20 protein-coding genes are annotated in these 21,249 nt (G+C 39.7%); 12 read left to right on the plus strand and 8 right to left on the minus strand.

The window, feature by feature from the left end; translation table 11 throughout:
• Nucleotides 1-46: 46 nt before the first annotated feature.
• Both R8N23_RS02790 and R8N23_RS02795 read right to left on the minus strand, forming a co-directional pair.
• The gene (locus R8N23_RS02790) at nucleotides 47-502 is read right to left on the minus strand and encodes a nuclear transport factor 2 family protein (protein WP_318170042.1); all 456 of its coding nucleotides are present in this window, start codon (nucleotides 500-502) and stop codon (nucleotides 47-49) included.
• Nucleotides 503-512: 10 nt separating this feature from the next.
• Nucleotides 513-1,178 carry a hypothetical protein gene (locus R8N23_RS02795; RefSeq protein ID WP_318170043.1) on the minus strand — a complete coding sequence of 222 codons (666 nt, stop codon included), beginning with the start codon at nucleotides 1,176-1,178 and terminating at the stop codon, nucleotides 513-515.
• Nucleotides 1,179-1,306: 128 nt separating this feature from the next.
• On the opposite strand from R8N23_RS02795, the gene R8N23_RS02800 reads away from it, so the two are divergent.
• Nucleotides 1,307-1,858, plus strand: a complete 552-nt coding sequence (locus tag R8N23_RS02800; protein WP_318170044.1) for a hypothetical protein — start codon at nucleotides 1,307-1,309, stop codon at nucleotides 1,856-1,858.
• A 3-nt stretch (nucleotides 1,859-1,861) separates the two neighbouring features.
• Here R8N23_RS02800 and R8N23_RS02805 read toward each other — a convergent pair whose 3' ends face one another.
• Entirely contained in the window at nucleotides 1,862-2,227 is a 366-nt protein-coding gene (locus tag R8N23_RS02805; protein ID WP_318170045.1) for a VOC family protein, read from the minus strand.
• 146 nt (nucleotides 2,228-2,373) lie between these two features.
• Between R8N23_RS02805 and R8N23_RS02810 the strand changes: the two genes are divergently transcribed.
• Nucleotides 2,374-3,102, plus strand: coding sequence for a DUF6503 family protein (locus R8N23_RS02810; RefSeq protein ID WP_318170046.1), 729 nt, complete (start codon nucleotides 2,374-2,376; stop codon nucleotides 3,100-3,102).
• Nucleotides 3,103-3,138: 36 nt separating this feature from the next.
• Here the strand turns inward: R8N23_RS02810 and lipA are convergent, their stop codons facing one another.
• Together lipA and R8N23_RS02820 are read right to left on the minus strand one after the other, a co-directional pair.
• A complete protein-coding gene (gene lipA, locus R8N23_RS02815; protein WP_318170047.1) occupies nucleotides 3,139-4,026 on the minus strand; it encodes a lipoyl synthase in 888 nt (295 codons plus the stop codon).
• 89 nt (nucleotides 4,027-4,115) lie between these two features.
• Nucleotides 4,116-4,856, minus strand: a complete 741-nt coding sequence (locus tag R8N23_RS02820) for a hypothetical protein (protein ID WP_318170048.1) — start codon at nucleotides 4,854-4,856, stop codon at nucleotides 4,116-4,118.
• A 131-nt stretch (nucleotides 4,857-4,987) separates the two neighbouring features.
• Here R8N23_RS02820 and R8N23_RS02825 point away from each other — a divergent pair, with 131 nt between their 5' ends.
• From R8N23_RS02825 to R8N23_RS02835, 3 genes are all read left to right on the plus strand, one after another.
• On the plus strand, nucleotides 4,988-5,395 hold the full coding sequence (locus R8N23_RS02825; protein ID WP_318170049.1) for an OsmC family protein: 408 nt from the start codon (nucleotides 4,988-4,990) through the stop codon (nucleotides 5,393-5,395).
• A 59-nt stretch (nucleotides 5,396-5,454) separates the two neighbouring features.
• The gene (gene cysS, locus R8N23_RS02830; protein ID WP_318170050.1) at nucleotides 5,455-6,945 is read left to right on the plus strand and encodes a cysteine--tRNA ligase; all 1,491 of its coding nucleotides are present in this window, start codon (nucleotides 5,455-5,457) and stop codon (nucleotides 6,943-6,945) included.
• A 143-nt stretch (nucleotides 6,946-7,088) separates the two neighbouring features.
• Complete coding sequence (locus R8N23_RS02835) at nucleotides 7,089-8,882, plus strand: hypothetical protein (protein WP_318170051.1); 1,794 nt, start codon at nucleotides 7,089-7,091, stop codon at nucleotides 8,880-8,882.
• Between the two features lie 13 nt (nucleotides 8,883-8,895).
• Here the strand turns inward: R8N23_RS02835 and R8N23_RS02840 are convergent, their stop codons facing one another.
• Nucleotides 8,896-10,827, minus strand: a complete 1,932-nt coding sequence (locus tag R8N23_RS02840; protein ID WP_318170052.1) for a cation:proton antiporter — start codon at nucleotides 10,825-10,827, stop codon at nucleotides 8,896-8,898.
• 94 nt (nucleotides 10,828-10,921) lie between these two features.
• Between R8N23_RS02840 and R8N23_RS02845 the strand changes: the two genes are divergently transcribed.
• The 7 genes from R8N23_RS02845 (at nucleotide 10,922) to R8N23_RS02875 (ending at nucleotide 19,634) form a co-directional block, all read left to right on the plus strand.
• The gene (locus R8N23_RS02845; protein WP_318170053.1) at nucleotides 10,922-11,830 is read left to right on the plus strand and encodes a TIGR01777 family oxidoreductase; all 909 of its coding nucleotides are present in this window, start codon (nucleotides 10,922-10,924) and stop codon (nucleotides 11,828-11,830) included.
• A 78-nt stretch (nucleotides 11,831-11,908) separates the two neighbouring features.
• Nucleotides 11,909-12,634: a TIGR00730 family Rossman fold protein gene (locus tag R8N23_RS02850; RefSeq protein ID WP_318170054.1), complete on the plus strand. Its 726-nt coding sequence runs from the start codon at nucleotides 11,909-11,911 to the stop codon at nucleotides 12,632-12,634.
• 31 nt (nucleotides 12,635-12,665) lie between these two features.
• The gene (gene uvrA, locus R8N23_RS02855; protein ID WP_318170055.1) at nucleotides 12,666-15,539 is read left to right on the plus strand and encodes an excinuclease ABC subunit UvrA; all 2,874 of its coding nucleotides are present in this window, start codon (nucleotides 12,666-12,668) and stop codon (nucleotides 15,537-15,539) included.
• A gap of 36 nt (nucleotides 15,540-15,575) precedes the next feature.
• Nucleotides 15,576-16,313: a rhomboid family intramembrane serine protease gene (locus R8N23_RS02860; protein WP_318170056.1), complete on the plus strand. Its 738-nt coding sequence runs from the start codon at nucleotides 15,576-15,578 to the stop codon at nucleotides 16,311-16,313.
• A gap of 103 nt (nucleotides 16,314-16,416) precedes the next feature.
• Entirely contained in the window at nucleotides 16,417-17,760 is a 1,344-nt protein-coding gene (locus R8N23_RS02865) for an NAD(P)/FAD-dependent oxidoreductase (RefSeq protein ID WP_318170057.1), read from the plus strand.
• A 111-nt stretch (nucleotides 17,761-17,871) separates the two neighbouring features.
• Nucleotides 17,872-18,909, plus strand: a complete 1,038-nt coding sequence (locus R8N23_RS02870; RefSeq protein WP_318170058.1) for a sensor histidine kinase — start codon at nucleotides 17,872-17,874, stop codon at nucleotides 18,907-18,909.
• A 2-nt stretch (nucleotides 18,910-18,911) separates the two neighbouring features.
• Nucleotides 18,912-19,634, plus strand: coding sequence for a LytR/AlgR family response regulator transcription factor (locus R8N23_RS02875; protein WP_318170059.1), 723 nt, complete (start codon nucleotides 18,912-18,914; stop codon nucleotides 19,632-19,634).
• Here R8N23_RS02875 and R8N23_RS02880 read toward each other — a convergent pair.
• Both R8N23_RS02880 and hemW read right to left on the minus strand, forming a co-directional pair.
• Complete coding sequence (locus R8N23_RS02880) at nucleotides 19,631-19,972, minus strand: hypothetical protein (protein WP_318170060.1); 342 nt, start codon at nucleotides 19,970-19,972, stop codon at nucleotides 19,631-19,633. The two genes, R8N23_RS02875 and R8N23_RS02880, sit on opposite strands and share 4 nt — an antisense overlap.
• 137 nt (nucleotides 19,973-20,109) lie before the next feature.
• Nucleotides 20,110-21,234, minus strand: coding sequence for a radical SAM family heme chaperone HemW (gene hemW / locus R8N23_RS02885; protein WP_318170061.1), 1,125 nt, complete (start codon nucleotides 21,232-21,234; stop codon nucleotides 20,110-20,112).
• Nucleotides 21,235-21,249 lie beyond the last annotated feature (15 nt).

The following is a 21,249-nucleotide window of genomic DNA, read 5'->3' on the forward strand; positions in this document are numbered from 1 at the left end:
CAAACCTCGATAATCTGGAAGTGAATTCAAACCGTAACGGTGATGCTTATTGGATTCTCACGTCATGAAAACCAGCTCGTTTCCATTGTCCTTCTTCTTTTACCCATGAGTGAGAAACCCTGATCCTTCTTGAGAATACTTCGCCATTTAAAACTCCATCCATTTCTATAACACCAGTCACATAGGCTGATTGATCATATAGTATGAGTTGCTTGTCTTTGAACTGATATTTAGTAACCTCAAGTGCTCCGTTTTCTAGCTGCTCTTTTCTATTTTTCAAATAAGTCATCCAAGCTTCTTTGGAAATGGCAGGGCTACTTCCATTTACATGTGTGTACTGGTCGGTAGTCAATTGATTGAGTTTGTTGATATCAACTTTTTCAAATGCCAGATTAAACTCGTCTATGGTTTGAGAGAGCAATTTTGAATCTGACTCAGTAGAGGTTTCAACATGACAAGAAATGAATACAACTAAATAAACGAGGTAAGTATATATTTTCATTGTTTCGGATTTATGTAGTTAGTTTTCCTGATTTACACTTGATAGTCATATGCTCTCCATTTTCTAAATAATCCAGTTCAAAATCATTTAAAACACAGGGAATCTCTGTTGGCATCCAATGCCGTCCTTCTTTGACGACTATTAGGGCACCTTCATGATCACCCACCCAACAGAAATTTTCATTCCAAGCTTTCGGGTTTATAGGCTGAACACCTTTGTTGGTCATTAATTCATGACTCATTTCTAGTGTATTCAAAACGGGAAGCCCGATTTCATTCACGCAGATGACATCATTGATGTCAAAAGTTTTTTTGGCTGGGTAATCAAGTGAGGGTCGTTCAATAAATTCAGCAATGTTTCCATCAGGGTCAAAGAAATAAATAGAGCGACCAGTATCAAAGTGAATAATCTTCTCTTCTTGGAAAGGCAGGAGTTCAATTTCGCGCGATTCTAGATACTGGATAGAAGATTCCAAGCTGCCTGTAGGAATTAAAAAACAAAAATGATACAAGTTAGGTGGGTCAAGTTGTTGGCTAAAAATAAATTCAGTAAATCCTGCTTGTATCACGAGTTGGTCAGTAGTACTTTTTTTTATTCCAAAGCCTAAAACATCGGCATAAAAACCCTGCTGCTTTTTAACGCTTTTGGATCCTAATTTTAGTTTGTTAAATTTCATCTTGGTTAGTGGAGTTCGATTCTAGAATATATAAACAGATTTTTAGAATGTTAGTTTCGTCTAATAATTTTAGTCGATTTGGGGATAATTCTTATATTTGAAATTAACCAATCGAATATCAATCAAGAATGCAAGTCAGAGGATCAGTAATCAAGAGTATAGATAGTTTTGTTGCGGATAATCACGGGAGCAAATACGAAGAATGGAAAAAGGGATTATCGGCAGCATCGAATTTATTGCTTTCTTCGGTATCTACCTCCAATTGGTATCCAGTAGAACCAGGTGTGATCGTACCTACAGAGGTGCTTTGCGATATGTTTTACGATGATAAAAAGCAAGGGGCGTGGGAATCTGGTCGATATAGCGCTAAGATGGGCTTGACTGGAATTTATAAGGTGTTTGTCCTAATTAGCTCCCCCTCATTTATGCTGAAAAGAGCTTCTCGCGTGATTGCTACTTTTTACGAGCCTACAGATTTAACTGTAGCTCATAGTTCAGATACATCTATGGTTATTCAATTCACCAAATTGCCAATTAAAAATGAATTGATAGAATATCGAATTGCCGGGTGGATGGAAATGGCCTTAGAAATCTGCGGATGCAAAAACCTGAAAGTTGACATCACCAAATCAATGGCTAAGGGCAACAGTGTTTTTGAAACCACAATCAACTGGGACTAAGCCTTAGAGTTTAAAATCAGGATTATAAATCAACCCTAGAATATTTCCCCATGGATCCTTCACGGTAGCCACTTCCAAAGCGCCTCCAACATTAGTAGGAGGTTCATGCTCTGTGGCGCCTAAATCTAAGAAATGCTGATACCTACCACGGATATCTTCTACTCCCCAATAATTGATTACACTTTCGGCTTTTTCTGTCGTAGGAGTCGATTCTGGTTGTAGACCTAATTCGTAGCCAGCCACATTGAAGCCGACGTATCCGTCTTCTTCGAAATACGGAGAAACTTCAAAGGCTTTCGTATACCATTCTGTAGCTTCTTTAATATTTCCTACTTTATAAATTGCTGTTCGTAATCCTAGAATTGCCATGCGCGTATTGCTTTAAATTTCATTTCAAATGTAAGCTTATTTTTCGCTTTAGAAGAAACGATTCTTCGTAATATTGGTCTTTGATTTATGAATTATTTAAACCCTAATGTGGTCGTGCCGTATGCGACACTATGAATGATACACTAATGAAAAATATTTACATTTTACTTCTAGTATTACTGGCCGCTTGTACGCCAAACAAAGACCCACAAAAGATTATCGACAAGGCTATTGCCGCTCATGGAGGACAACTTTTTGAAGGGCGTACGGTGACTTTCGATTTTCGGGATAAGCACTATTTGGTTCAACGAAAGCCCGAGGGCTATACTTATATCCGTTCGTTCGAAGATGATAGTTTGGGCCAGGTCAAAGATGTATTAACTAATAGCACGGAACTTGAGCGATATGTCAATGACACACTTCTATATATTAGTGATGAGTGGAAATTCAAATATGCAAATTCAGTAAACTCTGTCTTGTATTTTTTTCAATTGCCTTATGGGTTGAATGATGCTGCTGTTGTAAAGAAGTATTTAGGCCAAAAAGTGATCAATCAAAAACTCTATGAGAAAGTTCAAGTGACTTTTAAGCAAGAGAACGGCGGGAAGGATTTCGAAGATGTATTTGTATACTGGATCAATGCAGAAACTAATACATTGGACTTTCTAGGTTATTCCTATTTGACAGATGGAGGAGGAGTAAGATTTCGTCAGGCGGTGAATCGCAGAACAATCAAAGATATGGTTTTTCAAGATTACATCAATTTCAAGCCAGCGGATAAAAACGCTCCAGTCGAGTCCCTTGATCAAGCTTTCATCGAGGCTTCCTTGGTCGAACTATCACAAATTGAAAATGAAAATATTGAAGTGAAATAGGTAATGCTAGATTGAATTATCTACTTGTCTCAATATTTAAATCGGTACGTTTACATGTCTTTCAGCATGGTATGAAGATCTTACCAATGGACCTGACTCGACATATTTCAATCCTCTTTTCAATCCTTCTTCTCTATATTTATCGAATTGATCGGGATGAATAAACTCCGCTACTTCAATGTGCATTTTGGTTGGCTGTAAGTACTGACCCAAGGTCAGAATATCTAACCCATGCTCTACCAAATCATCCATGGCTTTGTGCACTTCGTCTACTGTTTCACCCAGCCCCAGCATGATACCAGATTTGGTACGTTGACCATATTCCTTGGTCAGCTTGATTTGCTTTAAGCTCCTGGCATATTTGGCTTGTGGACGAACTCTTCTATAAAGGCTTTCTACGGTTTCCATATTGTGAGAGACCACTTCTTGTCCACCATCAATCATACGATAAAGTGCTTCCCATTTTCCTTTTACATCTGGGATCAAAATTTCAATAGTTGTCTCCGGTGAAGCCTTTTTGGTTTCTACTACTGTCTGATACCAAATTTCTGCCCCACGATCTTTTAACTCATCACGATTAACCGAAGTAATCACCGCATGCTTTACACCCATGGTTTTAATGGCATCAGCTACACGCTTAGGTTCATCTGTATCGTACTCTGGTGGTCTACCAGTAGCTACAGCACAGAAGGTACAGCTACGTGTACAAACGTTTCCAAGAATCATGAAAGTAGCAGTACCGGCTCCCCAACATTCACCCATGTTTGGGCAATTGCCACTCTCACAGATTGTATGAAGCTTGTTTTCATCTACAATCTTTCTCACATTAGCATAGCTTTGGCCTACTGGCAACTTCACTCTCAACCAATCTGGCTTCGTGCGCTTTCTGGCTTGCTTTCCGTCGACTACTGGTAATTCTATCATGAAACTCGAAATTTGTGCAAAGAAACAAACAAGTGTACTAACTTGGAGGGTTTACGAGTGGTTTTTTGAAAAGATCAGAGTATGGCTACTTATTTTCTATGACCGTAGAACAGCGTAATGAAAGCCGACAAATAAACAGATTTGTTGTCTTCCACTGGCATCAACTCTACTTCGCCGGCATAGGCTTCTATCATAGATCCTATTTCAAATCCAGTCACATTACTCTTGAAAGCACCCATTTCAAAAGTCATAGAAGCTTTCAGGTTTAAGCCAGGTTTGATTTTTGATTCCCCAAGCCCTTGAAACAAATGACCGGTTCCTGTAATGGATTGATATGAATATAATACTGGTGTTTTCCCTGGGCCTACGGTCTTTGGATCATACCCAAAAGGCACTGCCGTGCGGCTATCTCCTACTTTTACATAATATGGAGCAACTATTCCAATGGTTGGACCAGCGGCAATAGAAGCATTGATTTGAACACCTTGTTGTGGTGCTTTCTTGAATAGAATAAAATCTCTTCCGTATTGTGCTCGAATGGCATACAAATAATTGGATTTGCCATAAATAAATGGATTTCCAGCTGCTGAATTTCTTCTATGCTCATTGGGATGCTTCACATTCATCAGCTCGAACCCAATGGTACGAAATTGGGTCTCACTAAGCGCACTAGAGAACTTCATCACGAACCCACCAATCAAGCCACCATTTGTGTTCTTATTGATGCCCCAAATAAACTCTTTGGTATAGTCGTAATGACCAGACGATTGGGCGACGGCACTAGTTGCAAAAAATGCAAGGCATGATATAAGTAAAAGCTTTCTGCGCATATTCTTAATAAATCTAACAACTTCATCCACTTATTACATTACTCAGACAAAATTAAATTCTGATAACTTTTGATTTGAAGTGTAGGTACTTAAGCTTTGCAAAATAACGTTTTTTCAAAATTTAAAGTTTAATGGGCACCTTAAAAAACCAATATCTTGGAAACCTTCGTACCGAAGGCCTGCATATTCCTTCGGGGAATAAGATCATAACTGATGCTCCGGTAGATAATATGGGCAAAGGTGAAGCATTCTCTCCTACCGATTTGATGTCATTTTCGTTGAGTGCGTGTATGATGACTATCATGGGGCAAGTCGCTGATCGCGAAAATATTGCCATGGAAGGCTTGACTACTGATATCACCAAAGTGATGTCCGCCAGCCCAAGAAAAGTGTCAGAAATTCATGTCAATTTCAATTGGCCTAAATTGGAACTGACTGACAAACAAAAAAAGATGCTCATCAATGCAGCCAAAACTTGCCCCGTTGCTTTAAGTATCCATCCGGATATCAAATTAGAAGTAACTTTTAATCTGAATTAACTTACTTTTTTGGATTTAGCCCGTATAAACCTTTTTTCATAGAGATAAACCTATCATCAATGCTCAAAGATCTTCGCATCAACAATTCACTAACCGGAAAGAAGGAACTATTTGAACCTATTCATGCCCCACATGTAGGCATGTACGTCTGTGGACCTACCGTTTATAGTGATGTGCATTTAGGCAATGTCCGTACCTTCTTGAGTTTTGATGTGATTTTCAGGTATCTCATGCACCTTGGCTATAAAGTTCGATACGTTAGAAACATTACGGATGTAGGACATTTGGTCAACGATGGTGACGAAGGCGAAGATAAAATTGGCAAAAAAGCTAAGTTAGAGAACCTAGAGCCAATGGAAGTGGTTCAACGTTACACGCAGGATTTCCATCAGGTCATGGCCATGTTCAACACACTGCCGCCGAGCATTGAGCCGTCGGCTACCGGTCACATTCTTGAGCAAATTGAGATGATCGAGCTATTGATAGAAAAAGGCTTGGCCTATGAGGTGGAGGGTTCGGTTTACTTTGATGTCAATGCCTATCAAAAAGACCATGATTATGGCAAACTTTCGGGTAGAAAAATAGAAGAACTCTTGTCCAACACCAGAGATTTGGATGGGCAAGATGAAAAAAGAAACTCAGTAGATTTTGCGCTTTGGAAAAATGCTTCTCCAGAACACATCATGCGTTGGAACTCACCATGGGGTGCTGGTTTTCCAGGCTGGCACTTGGAGTGCACCGTGATGGGTAAAAAATATTTAGGACAAACTTTCGATATCCATGGCGGAGGAATGGACCTAAAATTCCCTCACCATGAATGTGAACTGGCGCAGTCTGTAGGTGCTCATGGTACTGATCCTGTGAAGTACTGGATTCATACCAATATGCTGACGGTGAATGGTCAAAAGATGAGTAAATCCCTCGGTAATTCTTTCTTACCGAGAGAATTGTTCTCAGGTGATCATGAGCTCTTAGATAAGGCTTATAGCCCAATGACCACTAAGTTTTTCATGTTGCAATCGCATTATGCCAGTACATTGGATTTTTCCAATGAAGCCCTAAGTGCTGCCCAAAAAGGCTATCGCAAACTGATGAATGGATTGAAAACGCTACGTGGTTTATCTGCAGAAGGAATTGCTGATGGCGAACCAAACGAAAAAGCCATTCAACAAATCAATAGCCTGTGCGACAACTGCTATCGCGCAATGAATGACGACTTCAATACGGCATTGGCCATTGGTCATTTGTTTAACCTTTTGAAGAAAATCAACTCCATTCATACTGGAGTGCTTTCCATTGCCGAAATAGGGTCAGATACGTTCAATCGAATGAAGACTACGTTCGAGTCTTTTGTATTGGATATACTCGGCTTGAAGGAAGAAAGTAATGTAGATTTTGATGGTTTGATTGACGTTTTAATCAATGTCTACAAGGAAGCTAAAGAAGCCAAAGACTACGACAAAGTAGACGAAATCAGAAACGGCCTAAAAGCCCAAGGTGTCGTGCTCAAAGATATGAAGACAGGAATTGATTGGGCGTACGAGGAGTAAGTCTATCTCCCATTTGAATCTTTATAAATGTATTCGCTTAGACAGTAGGCATGCAGAGTATATTTTGAATTCTATAAGTCGAATGATATTTTAGAGGTGGCCTTATATAATTTCTTTAATCAACCTTAGCCTTTTACACCTCGATGAAATTCATACTTTTCAGCATATTCATTGCGATATGCTCGTTGACTTTTGGGCAAAATTCAAAATCATTCTATATCCATTTACAGGATAGCCAAACCAATGAACCTATTCCCTACGCCCACATATCAAGTAAAGGGGAACTAGTGGCCATTACAGATCATTTTGGAAATGCCACGATTTCAAAAAGTTCAGACGCCACTTATCGAACAACGTGTATTGGATATAAAGCTTTGACGTTTTCTAGTGAAGCTTTTTCTCTTCATAAGAAAACAATACTAACACTAATTCCAGATCAAAAAGTACTTAAGTCCGTCACTATCACCCCCACCACCCTTGAAGACATGATTAGAGAAGTATATGATAATATTCCTAATGCTTATATATCCAAACCTCATTTGTTGAGTGGTGAGTTGACAGAAAAATACATGGATACCCTTGGACACGCACAAATTACATCCTCAGCCCAATTACAAGTGCAAAAGGAGTCCTATACCAGGAAGCATAGCAAAGGGGAGGTTAAAATAGATTCGCTATCTAAGACTTATAATGTGGCAAACTCGGTTTATACCCAAATCTATGCAGGTGCTCATATACCTCATCGTTTTGATTTTGTAATGAAGCGAGAAGAGTTTATTAATCCTTCTGGGTTTAATAAATATGATTATATGTACTTGGGAGAAATCAGTCTCCAAAACCGGAAAGTAGATGTGATTGGTTTTACACCAAACTCCTCATCTCTGGTAGAAGGACAATTCAAGGGAAAGATTTATGTAGATATGATGGAAAAGGTTTTTCTAAAAGCCGAATATCAATACACGAAGTCTGGTCTACTCGGAAACCCAGAGTCTAGGTGGCCGGACCAACGTCTTTTTATTACAGAATATAATTTAAGTGATGAGGGTTGGTATTTTGCGTATACTTGGGATGAAGCCGTATTGAAAAGTAAGAATTTTTTATTGAGTCAATATTTTAAAACTAAGTCAATTGACTTCGATACACTAGTGAACTGGAGTTATGAAGAAAAAACACATTTTCACGATGTGATAGAAAAGAAAGCTGGGGATAGCTTGATCATATTAAATGATATGCCAGTTGTTGATTCCGTGCCACAAGTCGAATTTTCCAGAACTTCAGGCAAACTGTATAAGCTGGTATCCAAATTGGAATTGGGTTTTGGTATTCAAATTTATACTTTGATGAGCAATGAACTTCGAGCTACAACTACGCTCAATTATCAAAACGATCAATTGAATTGGGATGAGTCATTTCATATTTCACCAATTACTATCGGTGTTTCTGGAATGATTAGATATGCTTTTATGAGCAAATGTTTTGCAACATTCACTCAAGCAGAAAACTACAATAGCTCTGTTAAGAATAAACACTGGGATTTAGGTTTATTGTATCGTTGGCAATTCAATTCCAAGAGACCAACCTATATGAATTTACATTTAGGATATGCCGAATTTGTGAGCCGTTTTGCTTTTGATAAGCAAGATGGAGTTCAGCCTTTTTTTAAACAAAAGAATATTGGAATGGTTGCTGGGATAGGTTACGAAGTACGACTTAACCCCAGATGGAAATTAGGATGGCAATACAAATATTTTCTATCATTAGGTACTAAAGAAAAGTTCTACCTGAAGGAAAAGTATGGCATCTTCAATATTTTTAGCAAAAACCATGAATATTCTTCAGAATTGATGAATTGGTCAGTTAATGGAGAGACACAAATCGATCCTATATACATATTTGACAATCACTCCTTTGATGTTTCCCTTATCTTTTCCTTATGAGAAGGATTAATCCCTAATAATCAAACCTTCTGGTCAGATCATTGAGGCTTTTCTTGGATCCTACAAAAGTCACCAAATCTTTGAGACGAAGTCTGGTATATCCATGTGAGATGATCATTTGACCTCCGCGTTTGATGGATAGAATGATAACATCTGCTGGCAGGCGCAAATCTCTCAAAGGCACACCATGCAAATTCGGATTCATTACTTCTAGATCTCTGGAATCTTGTCCGGGCTCCATACCAAGCAAGAGTGAAGTAGCTTGAGGCGACCTTACATAATGATCCATCAGACTAACCATGGCCATAGAAGGGTCGACAATTCTTACCCCTAGGTTTAAAAACTTATCATAATACAATCGATCTGTTAGCCGAACGATGATATCGGGCGTACCAAAGTGGTGATAAGCCAGTTCACAAACTTCAAGGTTTTCACGGTCGGCCAGCATACAAACAATTGCTTCAGTTTTTGCTGCACCCATGTCTTTAATTTGCTGAAGGTTGATTTTGTCCATATAATGGATTACGATCCCCTCAGGTTCATCTATGCTGCCTTTCTTCATCAGTGTCACAATCTGAACCTGCCAATTGTTCGTCATCAGTTGTTTGGCTAATGCTACAGACTGACTTTCAAAACCGAAAATAATAGCGTCTCTGATCCCGTCAGTTTGAAACTTGGCTCGGGTTTTATCTTCACCCACTTTTCTTAGGGCATACTTAAACAGGGGAGGTCCTACGATTTGATTGAGTACAATGATTCCGATCATTATGGTTGCAAATTCCGGCCCCCATTCTGGGAATTGGTTAGAAACCAGAGCGGTTAAACCAAGTGCTACCCCTGCTTGAGTGACATAAGGCATCCAGCCTACATGTACAAACCGAATGGGATCTTTCGCAATAAACCCTCCAGCATAAGATCCGCCTATGATGGTTATCAAACGAATGCAGAAAAAGAATAATGCAATCGGCCAAATACTAAAAAGAATGTGAATATCTAAGGAAGCACCCGTCAACGTGAAAAAGGCCGCATAAATCATAGGCCCTGTTTTTTCCAGTATGGACAAGAACTCAGGTTTAAATCGAGAGTAGTTAGTGATGTATAGGCTTGCAATAATACAAGTAATCAAAGGTTCAAGTCTGATATGATGACCAGGGATGACATCAAGTGTGCCCAGCAGATGATTGATAAAATAAACCCCCCACCCAAGCAAAACTATAACTACGGCCTTTGTGTCAGATTTGAGTCCAAAACCAAGAAATACATCGAGTAATCTACCCAATAAGTATCCTATCCCTGCGGAAATTAGTATTTCTAAAACCGGAAATAATACACTGATATATTTGAATTCGTTTCCGCTCACGAGCGAGATGCTCATGGCAAAGCACATGGCGAACAATACAATAACTATGAAATCTTTAAGTACGGTGACACCCATTACAGTTTGGGTGAACGGCCCTTTGGCTCTGAGTTCGTTGATCACAGCTATGGCTGAAGCTGGTGACCTAGCTACGAATACGGTACCTGCCAATAGTGCGACGGCCAGTCTCGTGCTGAAATTCATATCGGCCATAAATGAGATATGATCAGCTAAAAAGAAAACTGTGAGACTGCCTATACCAAATGAAAAGAAAAGCTGTCCCAGCGTATTCCATTTGATGCTATTGATTTTAGAAATCAATTCTCTAAAGTATAATTCTGCTCCAGCAGCAAATGCGATAAAGGCTAAGGCTAATTCATTGATAAAGTTGAGTTCACCAATCGATTGAGATGGGATTAGATCCAAAACGAAAGGGCCACACAAAATACCAGTCATTAAAAAACCGGTAATAATGGGTAGGTTAGCTTTTTGAAAAACTGACGCAATTCTATTAGCGGCAATGGACACTACTCCAAACCCAGCAATTAGAATAACTGTAAGTTTTATACTATCAAAATTGAGATCCATCTACAAGCGCATAATTTGGATTAAATTCTAAAATAGTCAATATCTTTAAAAGGGTTCCAATTATGGACTGCTTTTACGGGCTAAAATTTTATATATGAATATTCTTATCACAGGAGGTACAGGTTTGTTAGGAGGAAGGCTAGTAGACTATTTTTCAAGTCTTGGAATGTTCCCGCGATTGTTGAGCAGGAAGGAAGATTTGAACGCAGAGATTTCACGTTTCGAATGGAACATTCGTGAGAGTAAAATTGACCCTAGCGCCTTAGAAGGTGTTGATGTATTGATTCATTTGGCTGGTGCTAATGTGGGTGAGGGTAGATGGACAGCCAACCGCAAAAAGGAAATTATAGATAGTAGAATAGATTCAACACAACTGCTTTATGAGGCAGTTGCTGGAATGCAAAACAAGCCCAAAACACTAATTTGTGCTTCAGCTACCGGTTACTATGGCCTTCAAGAATTTGATCACGAATCTCAGGAGGATGAAAATGCGGGTGGTGATTTTCTAGCACAAGTATGTGAAAAATGGGAATCAGAGGCCGATCGATTTCAGGATTTGGGATTAAGAGTTGTCAAGTTGAGAACCGGAGTCGTTTTTGACGAATCTGGAGGGGCACTTCAAAAAATGACGCTACCTATTCGTTGGTTTGCAGGAGCTCCATTGGGTTCAGGTAAGCAAATAATTCCCTGGATTCATTGGAAAGATTGGTGTGGAGCTGTTGGACATTTGGTTAATGAAAATGAACTATCAGGCGCTTACAATCTGGTGGCTCCAGAACCTGTAACTAATGCAACATTGACTCGTTTGATTGCAAGGGTTATTGGAAGGCCATTGTTTTTGCCCAATGTGCCGGCGTTTGTTCTGAAGTTGATGCTAGGAGAGATGTCATCTATTGTATTGAGGGGACATAAAGTATCTAGCCAGAAACTTGAGGCATCTGGATTTAAATTTCAGTACACTTCGGCAGAACAAGCCCTTTCTGAATTATTAGGTCGAGATTGAGGCTTTAGCCAATAATCTCTAACTTTGCCGGCTTGGCATTTTTTTAGTCAAAGAATTTAACAACCTACATATAACAACATGGGAGACGGAAGTAAGAAAAAAGCGCACGTTGAGAAAATAAAAAAAGCTTTTAAAGACAAAAACTGGAATGAAATTAAAAGTGCGGACTCATGGGTGATTTTCAAAGTCATGTCTGAGTTTGTGGAAGGGTTTGAAAAGTTGGCAAAGATTGGCCCTTGCGTTTCCATCTTTGGTTCAGCTAGAACCAAACCTGATCATAAGTACTACAAAATGGCAGAGGAGATCTCAGCCAAATTAGTCCGTCATGGATATGGGGTGATCACTGGAGGTGGGCCAGGTATCATGGAAGCCGGTAACAAAGGTGCGCATAGTGAAAAAGGAAAATCTGTGGGTTTGAATATTGACCTTCCCTTCGAGCAAAACAATAATATTTACATCGACCAGGATAAGTTGATCAACTTCGATTATTTCTTTGTAAGAAAGGTGATGTTCGTTCGATATTCGCAGGGTTTTATCGTTATGCCTGGTGGCTTTGGTACTCTAGATGAAATGTTTGAAGCTTTGACTTTGATTCAAACACTGAAAATTGAAAAATTTCCAATCGTTTTGGTGAGTAAAGCCTATTGGGGAGGGTTAGTTGATTGGTTGAAAGACGTTTTGCTCAAGGAGAAAAATATTAATGCGGATGACCTGGACCTATTCCATCTGGTAGAGACTGAGGAAGAAGCAGTGGCAGTGATCGACAACTTCTACAACCAGTACAAACTATCTCCAAATTTCTAATAATTGAAAACTTAATACCTGCAAAAGAATAATGGCAAAAGCGGCAGAAACTGAGGATCTGGAACTAACCGTTCTGGATTCCTTGGAAGGGGAACATACGGATTACATCGAAGTGTATGGTGCGCGCGAGCACAACCTTAAGAATATCGATGTTAAGTTCAAGAGAAATCAGTTGGTGGTCATTACGGGCATCAGCGGTAGCGGCAAGTCATCCCTAGCTTTTGACACCATCTATGCAGAAGGCCAGCGTCGCTATATGGAAAGCTTTTCTGCCTATGCGAGAAGTTTCATGGGAGACATGGAGCGTCCAGATGTAGACAAGATCAACGGGCTTTCCCCCGTAATTTCAATTGAACAAAAAACAACTAGTCGAAACCCAAGGTCTACCGTCGGGACGGTCACTGAGGTATATGATTTCATGCGACTGCTTTTTGCGAGAGCCGGTATTGCTTATTCGTATGTGACTGGTGAGAAAATGGAGAAGCAGACCGAGGAGCAGATATTCTTCCATGTGTTGTCTTTTTTCGACAATCAAAAAATTTCTATCCTGGCTCCTCTTGTCAAAGGAAGAAAAGGCCACTACCGTGAACTATTTGTTCAAATTGCTAAAATGGGATACACTAAAGTTCGCATCGACGGAGAGCTGCAAGACTTGGTGCCAAAAATGCAAGTGGACCGATACAAGACGCACGACATCGAAGTAGTAATCGATCGTGTTCAGGTTCGGGAGAAAGACAAGATCCGAATCAACGCTTCTTTGAAGACGGCTATTCAGCAGGGCAAAGGTGTAATGATGATATTGGATGAGCAGGGAGAAATGCATCACTTCTCCAAGCATCTGATGGATGCCAAATCTGGCTTAGCCTATGATGACCCTGCACCCAATAATTTTTCATTCAACTCTCCTTATGGCGCTTGTCAGTCTTGCAATGGCCTTGGGGTCATAGAGAAAATCGAAAAAGAAAATATCATTCCTGATGAAACACTGAGTATCAGTCGTGGAGCTATTTTGCCTTTGGGCGAATTTAGGGACATCTGGATTTTCAAAAAGGTAGAAGCCATTTTGAAAAAGCATAAGTACAGTCTGACCACTCCAGTAAAGGATATTAAACCTGCCGTGTTGGATGTGCTTCTTTATGGTGATGATGAGCCTGTAGCAGTTAGCTCAAAAAAATATCCTGGAACAGATTGGAATACAAAATTTGAAGGGATTGCTAATTTTTTGGAAAAACAGAAAGACAGCGGGACTGAAAAAATCCAGAAATGGATCAAAGATTTTACAACTACTTCCACCTGCCCTGAATGTGATGGCGCACGACTGAGAAAAGAGTCGCTTCACTTCAAAATAGCGGATAAGAATATCTCTGAACTAGCAAGGCTCAATATCTATGATCTGACGGAATGGTTCAAGGATGTTGAAAGTCGATTGACTGACAGACAAAATATAATTGCCACAGAAATACTGAAGGAGATTAGAAAGCGATTAGGCTTTTTATTGGATGTAGGGTTGGACTATCTTGAGCTCAATAGACCACTGAGAACATTGTCCGGAGGAGAGGCTCAGCGAATCAGATTGGCTACGCAGATAGGCACACAGTTGGTTGGCGTACTTTATATTTTGGATGAGCCTAGTATCGGTTTGCACCAGCGAGACAATGTGAAGTTGATCAAAGCGCTGAAGGACTTGAGGGATTTGGGCAATACCGTGATTGTGGTAGAGCATGACAAGGATATGATGCTTGATTCGGATTACATCATAGATATAGGTCCGGGCGCGGGGCGTCACGGAGGTCAGATTGTAGCCGAAGGGGCCCCGAATGAATTCATAAAGAACCCTACGACGACTTCTGGTTATCTGAATGGCAAGTTAAGTATTGAAGTGCCAGCAAAAAGAAGAGCTGGAAATGGAGAGAAGATTGTCCTGAAAGGTGCCACCGGTCACAACCTGAAAAACGTGAATCTAACTTTGCCGTTAGGCAAAATGATTTGTGTAACGGGCGTATCTGGAAGTGGAAAATCATCTTTGATTCACGAAACTTTTGTTCCTATTCTTAATAAGAAATTTTATAGATCTCGGAAAGAGCCATTGCTCTACAAGAGCATTGATGGTGTAGATCATGTTGATAAAATTATTGAAGTAGATCAATCGCCGATTGGTCGAACACCAAGATCGAACCCTGCCACATACACAGGGGTTTTCACAGATATTCGGGCCTTATTTTCTCAATTGCCAGAAGCAAAAATTCGAGGGTACAAGCCGGGTAGATTCTCTTTCAATGTAAAAGGCGGGCGATGCGAAACCTGTGAAGGCGCTGGGATGAAACTAGTGGAGATGGACTTCTTGCCAGATGTATATGTCCCTTGTGAAACATGTAAAGACAAGCGGTACAACCGAGAAACGCTGGAAGTTAGGTTCAAAGGAAAATCGATTTCGGATGTGTTGGATATGACTGTAGAGCAGGCAGTAGAGTTTTTCGAGCATCAGCCAAAAATTGTTCGGAAGATTAAAACTTTGAATGACGTAGGTTTGGGCTATATCACCCTCGGACAACATGCTACTACTCTCTCTGGCGGTGAGGCACAACGGGTGAAATTAGCTACAGAACTTTCTAAGAAAGACACAGGAAAAACATTCTATGTATTGGATGAACCTACTACGGGTCTCCATTTCCAAGACATTCAGCACTTGCTCAATGTATTAAATATCCTTGTGGAAAAGGGCAATACAGTCATGATCATTGAACACAATTTGGATGTAATCAAAATTTCAGATCATATCATTGACTTAGGACCTGAAGGAGGAAATGGTGGTGGACAAATTATCGCGGAAGGGACACCAGAGCAGGTGGCAGCCAAAAACGCTGGCTATACCGCCAAGTTTCTTGCAGAGGAATTAGCTTCTTGAAATATTTGACCTATTTTGGCGGCTTGAAAAATACCCATGGAAGAAAGCAAACAGGCATCTAGGAAGAAACATACCAACGAACAACTTATCCCCTATCAGTGGTTTTGGACCAATGTGTATGGAGAACGCATGGGATTCGTAGAATGGGCCAAGTCTCGTCCATTTACGATTATTTATCTCGTGATCGTTTGGTCTATCATTGGTGTATTGGGATTTGCCTCTACTAGAAATTGTGAAGAAACCTGGCAGATGGCTTTTGCTTGTGATAGAGCCATTTGGATGATCAAAATAGTAACAGAGCCATTAAATTATGTCATGAGCTGGTTTACCGCTCCATTTTTTCATAATGGTCTGGATCATATCCTCTTTGTTTCCATCTTTGGTTTTTTGATGCCTGTGCAGTCATTTGAGGTGCAAAACGGCACAAAGTCAACTGTAATTATCTTCTTTGTCTCATACATTTTTGTTGGCTTGTTTTTTGGAACATTGTTCAATGTAGGCATTGCCTATTGGCCTGATAATGAATTTTTTCAATTTGGTTTTGTTAGAAACTGGATGGGTGGCTCTGTAGGTTTTTATGCATTGATCGGCGCGCTGGCTTATACCAGTCGCAAGCAGTGGTTTTTGCTTTTGCTCATCGGTTGTTTCGAGGTGATAAACCTAACGGTGATCGGAATAGATGTGCATATTTCGTTTATTCATGTGATGTCTGCGACCAGTGGATTTCTTACTTGCTGGATCCTTAAGAAAAAGGATGTTTTAGCTGCGAATTAGTACCTAAATATCTGTGATTAGTACCCAAAGAAATACTTTTAATATTCTCAACTTCGCTGGATTATAATCGTAAAGATTAACCGTACTCAAACCGTAAAAAAACATGGTAGGCGAAAATGAGGAGATCAAAATTCCTCAATCAGAATTACCCAGAGTTGTCGTAGTAGGAGGAGGCTTTGGAGGCCTAAGATTTTTAAAGAAACTGGACTCTAATAAGTTTCAAATCGTATTACTCGACCGATACAATTATCACACTTTTCAGCCACTCTTATATCAAGTAGCCACGGCAGGACTCGAGCCGGATTCTATTGCAGGTCCACTGAGAAAAAGTTTCCAAAACAGAAAGAATTTCTTTTTCAGAATGGCCAGTGTGAATCGCATCGATGAAAAGAATCAACAAGTAGAGACCAACATCGGAAAGTTGAAATACGACCGATTGGTTTTGGCGTGTGGTTCTTTGACCAACTTCTTTGGTAATGATGAATTCGAGCACAAAAGTTTTCCTTTGAAGCAAGTGCCTCATGCCTTAAACCTTCGAAGTCAAATTCTTCAAAATTTCGAAAAGGCTGTTCTCAAGACCGACGAAAATGAAATGCAGCGGTTGATGAATTACGTGATTGTGGGTGGAGGACCTACAGGAGTAGAAGTAGCTGGCGCATTGGGAGAGTTAAAAAAGCATGTATTGCCCAAGGACTTTCCTGAACTGAACCTCAACAAAATGCAGATTTACTTGGTGGAAGGCCAAGAGCGATTGTTAGGCGCTATGTCTGAATACTCAAGTAAAAAGGCTTTTGACTATCTCAAGAAATTTGATGTCAATATCTACGTCGGGAAGATTGTAAAGGCTTTTGACGGGGAAATTGTGACTCTCAATGACGGTATGCAAATTCCAACGGAGACATTGGTATGGGCGGCGGGCGTCAAAGGCAACGCCATTGCAGGACTTACGCTCGATATTACACCTGACAAACGCTTCAAAGTAGATGAATACAGTAGGGTGGCAGGATTTGAAAATATTTACGCCATCGGCGATGTGGCTAGTATGTCAACAGAAAAGTTTCCGAAGGGACATCCGATGCTAGCTCCTGTAGCTATTCAGCAAGGAGCCTTGTTGGCCAGTAATCTGAATGGGTTGAGCAAAGGCAAGCCTTGGAAAGCATTTACTTATACCGATAAGGGAACAATGGCTACCGTGGGTCGCAATAAGGCTGTAACTGAACTGCTAGGCAAGTTTAAGTTTGGTGGATTTATGGCTTGGTTGACCTGGATGTTTGTGCATTTGATCCTTATCGTTGAGTTTAGAAACAAGATTGTGATTTTTGGAAATTGGTTATGGAACTATTTTACTTACGATCGAGGCACACGTTTGATCATTCGCCCATTTGTAAAACATAAAGCCAAAAAGAAAGAAAAGCCGAGCGAAGACGAGAAAGTACTGGTGGCTTAAAAAGTTGACTGTGGACATTTCCACCTAATCTTGCTGTCCAGTCGACTAGCCATTTCACCACTAGTAAAATGATAGTGGCGCAATCCTACGGTTTCTATAAATTTGGCAGGTATGCAAATTACTAAGCAACGCGCCTATTGGCTATGCCAAATCATGGGGTGGTCTACCTGGGGACTACTCAACTTTGCTGTGTTACTGATGCAAAGCAATAAGGTGGCTTTTACTGATTTTTTTGGAGCTATTTTTCAGGTAGCTTTTTATATTGGTTCTTCGCACTTTTTGCGATCATTGATCAAAAAGAAACAATGGTCGACTTTTTCCTCGATACGGCTAATACCAAGGATTCTGATTTCAAACCTTGTTCTTGGCCTTGTAAACTATTTCTCCTTGATTCTAGTGTCATTTCTGATGGGAACTTTGATTGTTTCAGTCGAGATGAAGCCTACCCACATGATATTAGGAATTTTGGGGCCTACTGCCATGTATTTCTTATGGTCATTGGTGTATTTCACTTATCACTACTTCGAGGAGTATAATAAATCCTTGCAATACCAGACGGTTATTCGTGACACCGAATTGAACAATTTACGGGCGCAGTTGAATCCTCACTTTATATTTAATGCGTTAAACAGTATCAGGGCTTTGGTAGATGAAGATCCCAAAAAATCTAAATCAGCAATTACTCAATTGTCTAATATTCTGAGAAATTCTCTTCAAGTAGATAAGCAGAAGTTGGTACTACTACAAGACGAAATGGCTACTGTAGAGGATTATCTGAGCTTGGAGTCGATTCGATATGAAGAAAGGTTGAATGTAGAGTGGGAAGTGAGCAAGCGAACGCATAAGATTAAGATTCCTCCGATGATGATTCAGACTTTAGTAGAAAATGGAATCAAGCATGGTATATCCAAGTTAAAATCCGGAGGTACAATAAGTGTGATGGCAAGGATTGAAGGTGACTTTTTGGTGGTTCAAATTAGAAATTCAGGTGTATATTTAAATAACAAACCATCCAAGAAAAGTGGGTATGGCTTGAGCAATACAAGGAAAAGGATTGAGCTGATCTATGGTGGTTTGGCTCGTTTTACAATTAAAAATGAATCGGAAAATACGGTATTAACCGAATTGGTTTTGCCCAAAGGATACTAGATATGAAGGCCATAATTATAGATGACGAAAGATTAGCAAGAAAGGAACTGACTTCTCTACTGGCAGAATTTCCAGAAATCGAAATCGTGGATGAAGCGGTCAATGCTGATGATGCTGTGGAAAAAATACAAAAACACGATCCCGATCTAATCTTCCTTGACATTCAAATGCCTGATAAGACGGGATTTGAATTGTTGGAAATGTTGGAAAAGACACCTTTGGTAGTTTTCACTACTGCCTATGATCAGTTTGCAATTAAAGCTTTTGAGTTTAACGCTTTAGATTATTTGCTCAAGCCGATCGATACAGAAAGATTAGCTAGTGTAGTGAAGAAAGTACTAGATCAATCATCAAAGCCAGCTCCAGTTGTTGTGGAGTCAGCAGAAAAATTAAAGTCATCAGATCAGGTATTTGTAAAGGATGGAGAGAAATGTTGGTTTGTAAAACTGGAAAACATTCGGTTGTTTGAATCTGATGGTAATTATATCAAAGTTTTCTTCGATGGTTTTCGGCCAATGATTCACAAGTCTTTGAACGCACTCGATGAGAAGTTGGACGACAAATCATTTTTTAGGGCCAGTAGAAAACACATTATCAATCTTGGATGGGTAGAGTCCATAGAGCCATGGTTTAACGGAGGGTTGATGGTACAGCTCAAAGGAGGTGATAAGGTGGAGGTAAGTAGAAGACAAGCTTCAAAATTTAAAGAACGAATGAGCCTCTAGCCCTCTCTTACTCGTTCCATTAATTCTGCCTGGATATCCCAGTCCTTAGCGAGATTGATCATAGCGGTGGCTTCCATCTCAGTCATGTACCCTTTTTTATGATTGTCTTGCCACACGGCAATCAAATGATCCAGTTTTTTCTCTTTGGGTAATACACCAATTACTTTGTTTAGGAATTCCCTTGCCCGTTCAAAGGCTGAAATAAAGTCTTCGGCAATAAAGGCATTAGCCCAATCCAATTCTCTGTGGGCATCATATTGATTGGCACTTTCATCGAGTAGGGCTTTTTCGTCTTCGTCTAAACCGTGATAGTGAAATATCAACGATTTCAGTAACATTAATGCTCTTTTTTCTTGCCTTGTCATGCTAAAAAACTACACTGTTTTAATTGTGCCCGTGTGGATGATATAAACCCCATACTAGCCTGTTTGTCTAGTATAAAAATACAGTTGTCAATAATAAATGATGAATATAATCAGATTATAAGTTTTTCTGTAATGAAATCGGCAAGTAATTTTCCATTTGACGTAAGGCGTAAGAAATTGCCGTCGATTTCAAGCAGATTCATTTGCAAAAATTTCTGAATATGGTCCTTTCTTTCTACCAACATTTCGAAGTCAAAGTTCTTCTTTAGGCTCGCATGGTTTAATCCTTCTTTGAGTCGAAGTTGAGTAAGAATCATTTCATTGATTTGATCTTCTATACTTAATTTTTCAATGGAGATGGGCAGCTCGTTGGAGTTTAGACTCTTAATGTATTTGATGTTGTTGGCATGATTGAATTGTCTTTCTGTGCCGTTGTAAGAGTGAGCTGCGGGCCCCAATCCTAAGTATTTTTTTCTGTGCCAGTAGGACGAATTATGTCTGGACTCAAAGCCAGGAAGGCAAAAGTTAGAAATCTCGTATTGTTCATAGCCTGAGGCCGCAAGGGTATTCATGATCAACGTCAGATGTTCGGCAGCAAGGTCCTCGTTGATAGGGGTTAGTTTGTCTTGCTTTTCCCATTTGCCAAAAACTGTATTTTCTTCTATAGTGAGTCCGTAAATTGAGATGTGGGGAGTGCTTAGTTTTAATGCTTGTTTTAGATCTTTTTCGAGCGCATCTAGTGACTGGTTTGGGACTCCAAAAATTAAATCAATTGAGATGTTCTGAAAACCTATTTGCTTAGCATTCCAAACTGAGTTAATTGCCATTTGGGAATTATGCGCGCGATTGAAATAGGATAAGATTTGATTGTCAAAAGACTGTATGCCGATACTTAATCTATTGATTCCAGCGGCTTTCAATTCTTCAAGTTTCGATTGACCCAGATCATCCGGGTTTGCTTCCAAAGTAATTTCTGGGTTTTCACCAATCGAAAAATTTTCATAGATGTTCTGTAGAATGGTTGATAACTCTTGCGTGCTAAGAATGGAAGGAGTTCCTCCACCGAAATAGATAGTTTCTATTGTTTCGCCAAGCAGATAATGTTTTTGTAATTCAATTTCCTTTAGGATTGCATCGATTAAATCTGATTTGGTGTTTAGATTGGTAGAAAAATGAAAATCACAGTAATGGCAGGCTTGTTTGCAATAAGGAATATGAATGTAGATTCCGGCCAAGGCGTACGAATAATA

The organism is Reichenbachiella sp., assembly GCF_033344935.1.
Taxonomy (GTDB): domain Bacteria; phylum Bacteroidota; class Bacteroidia; order Cytophagales; family Cyclobacteriaceae; genus Reichenbachiella.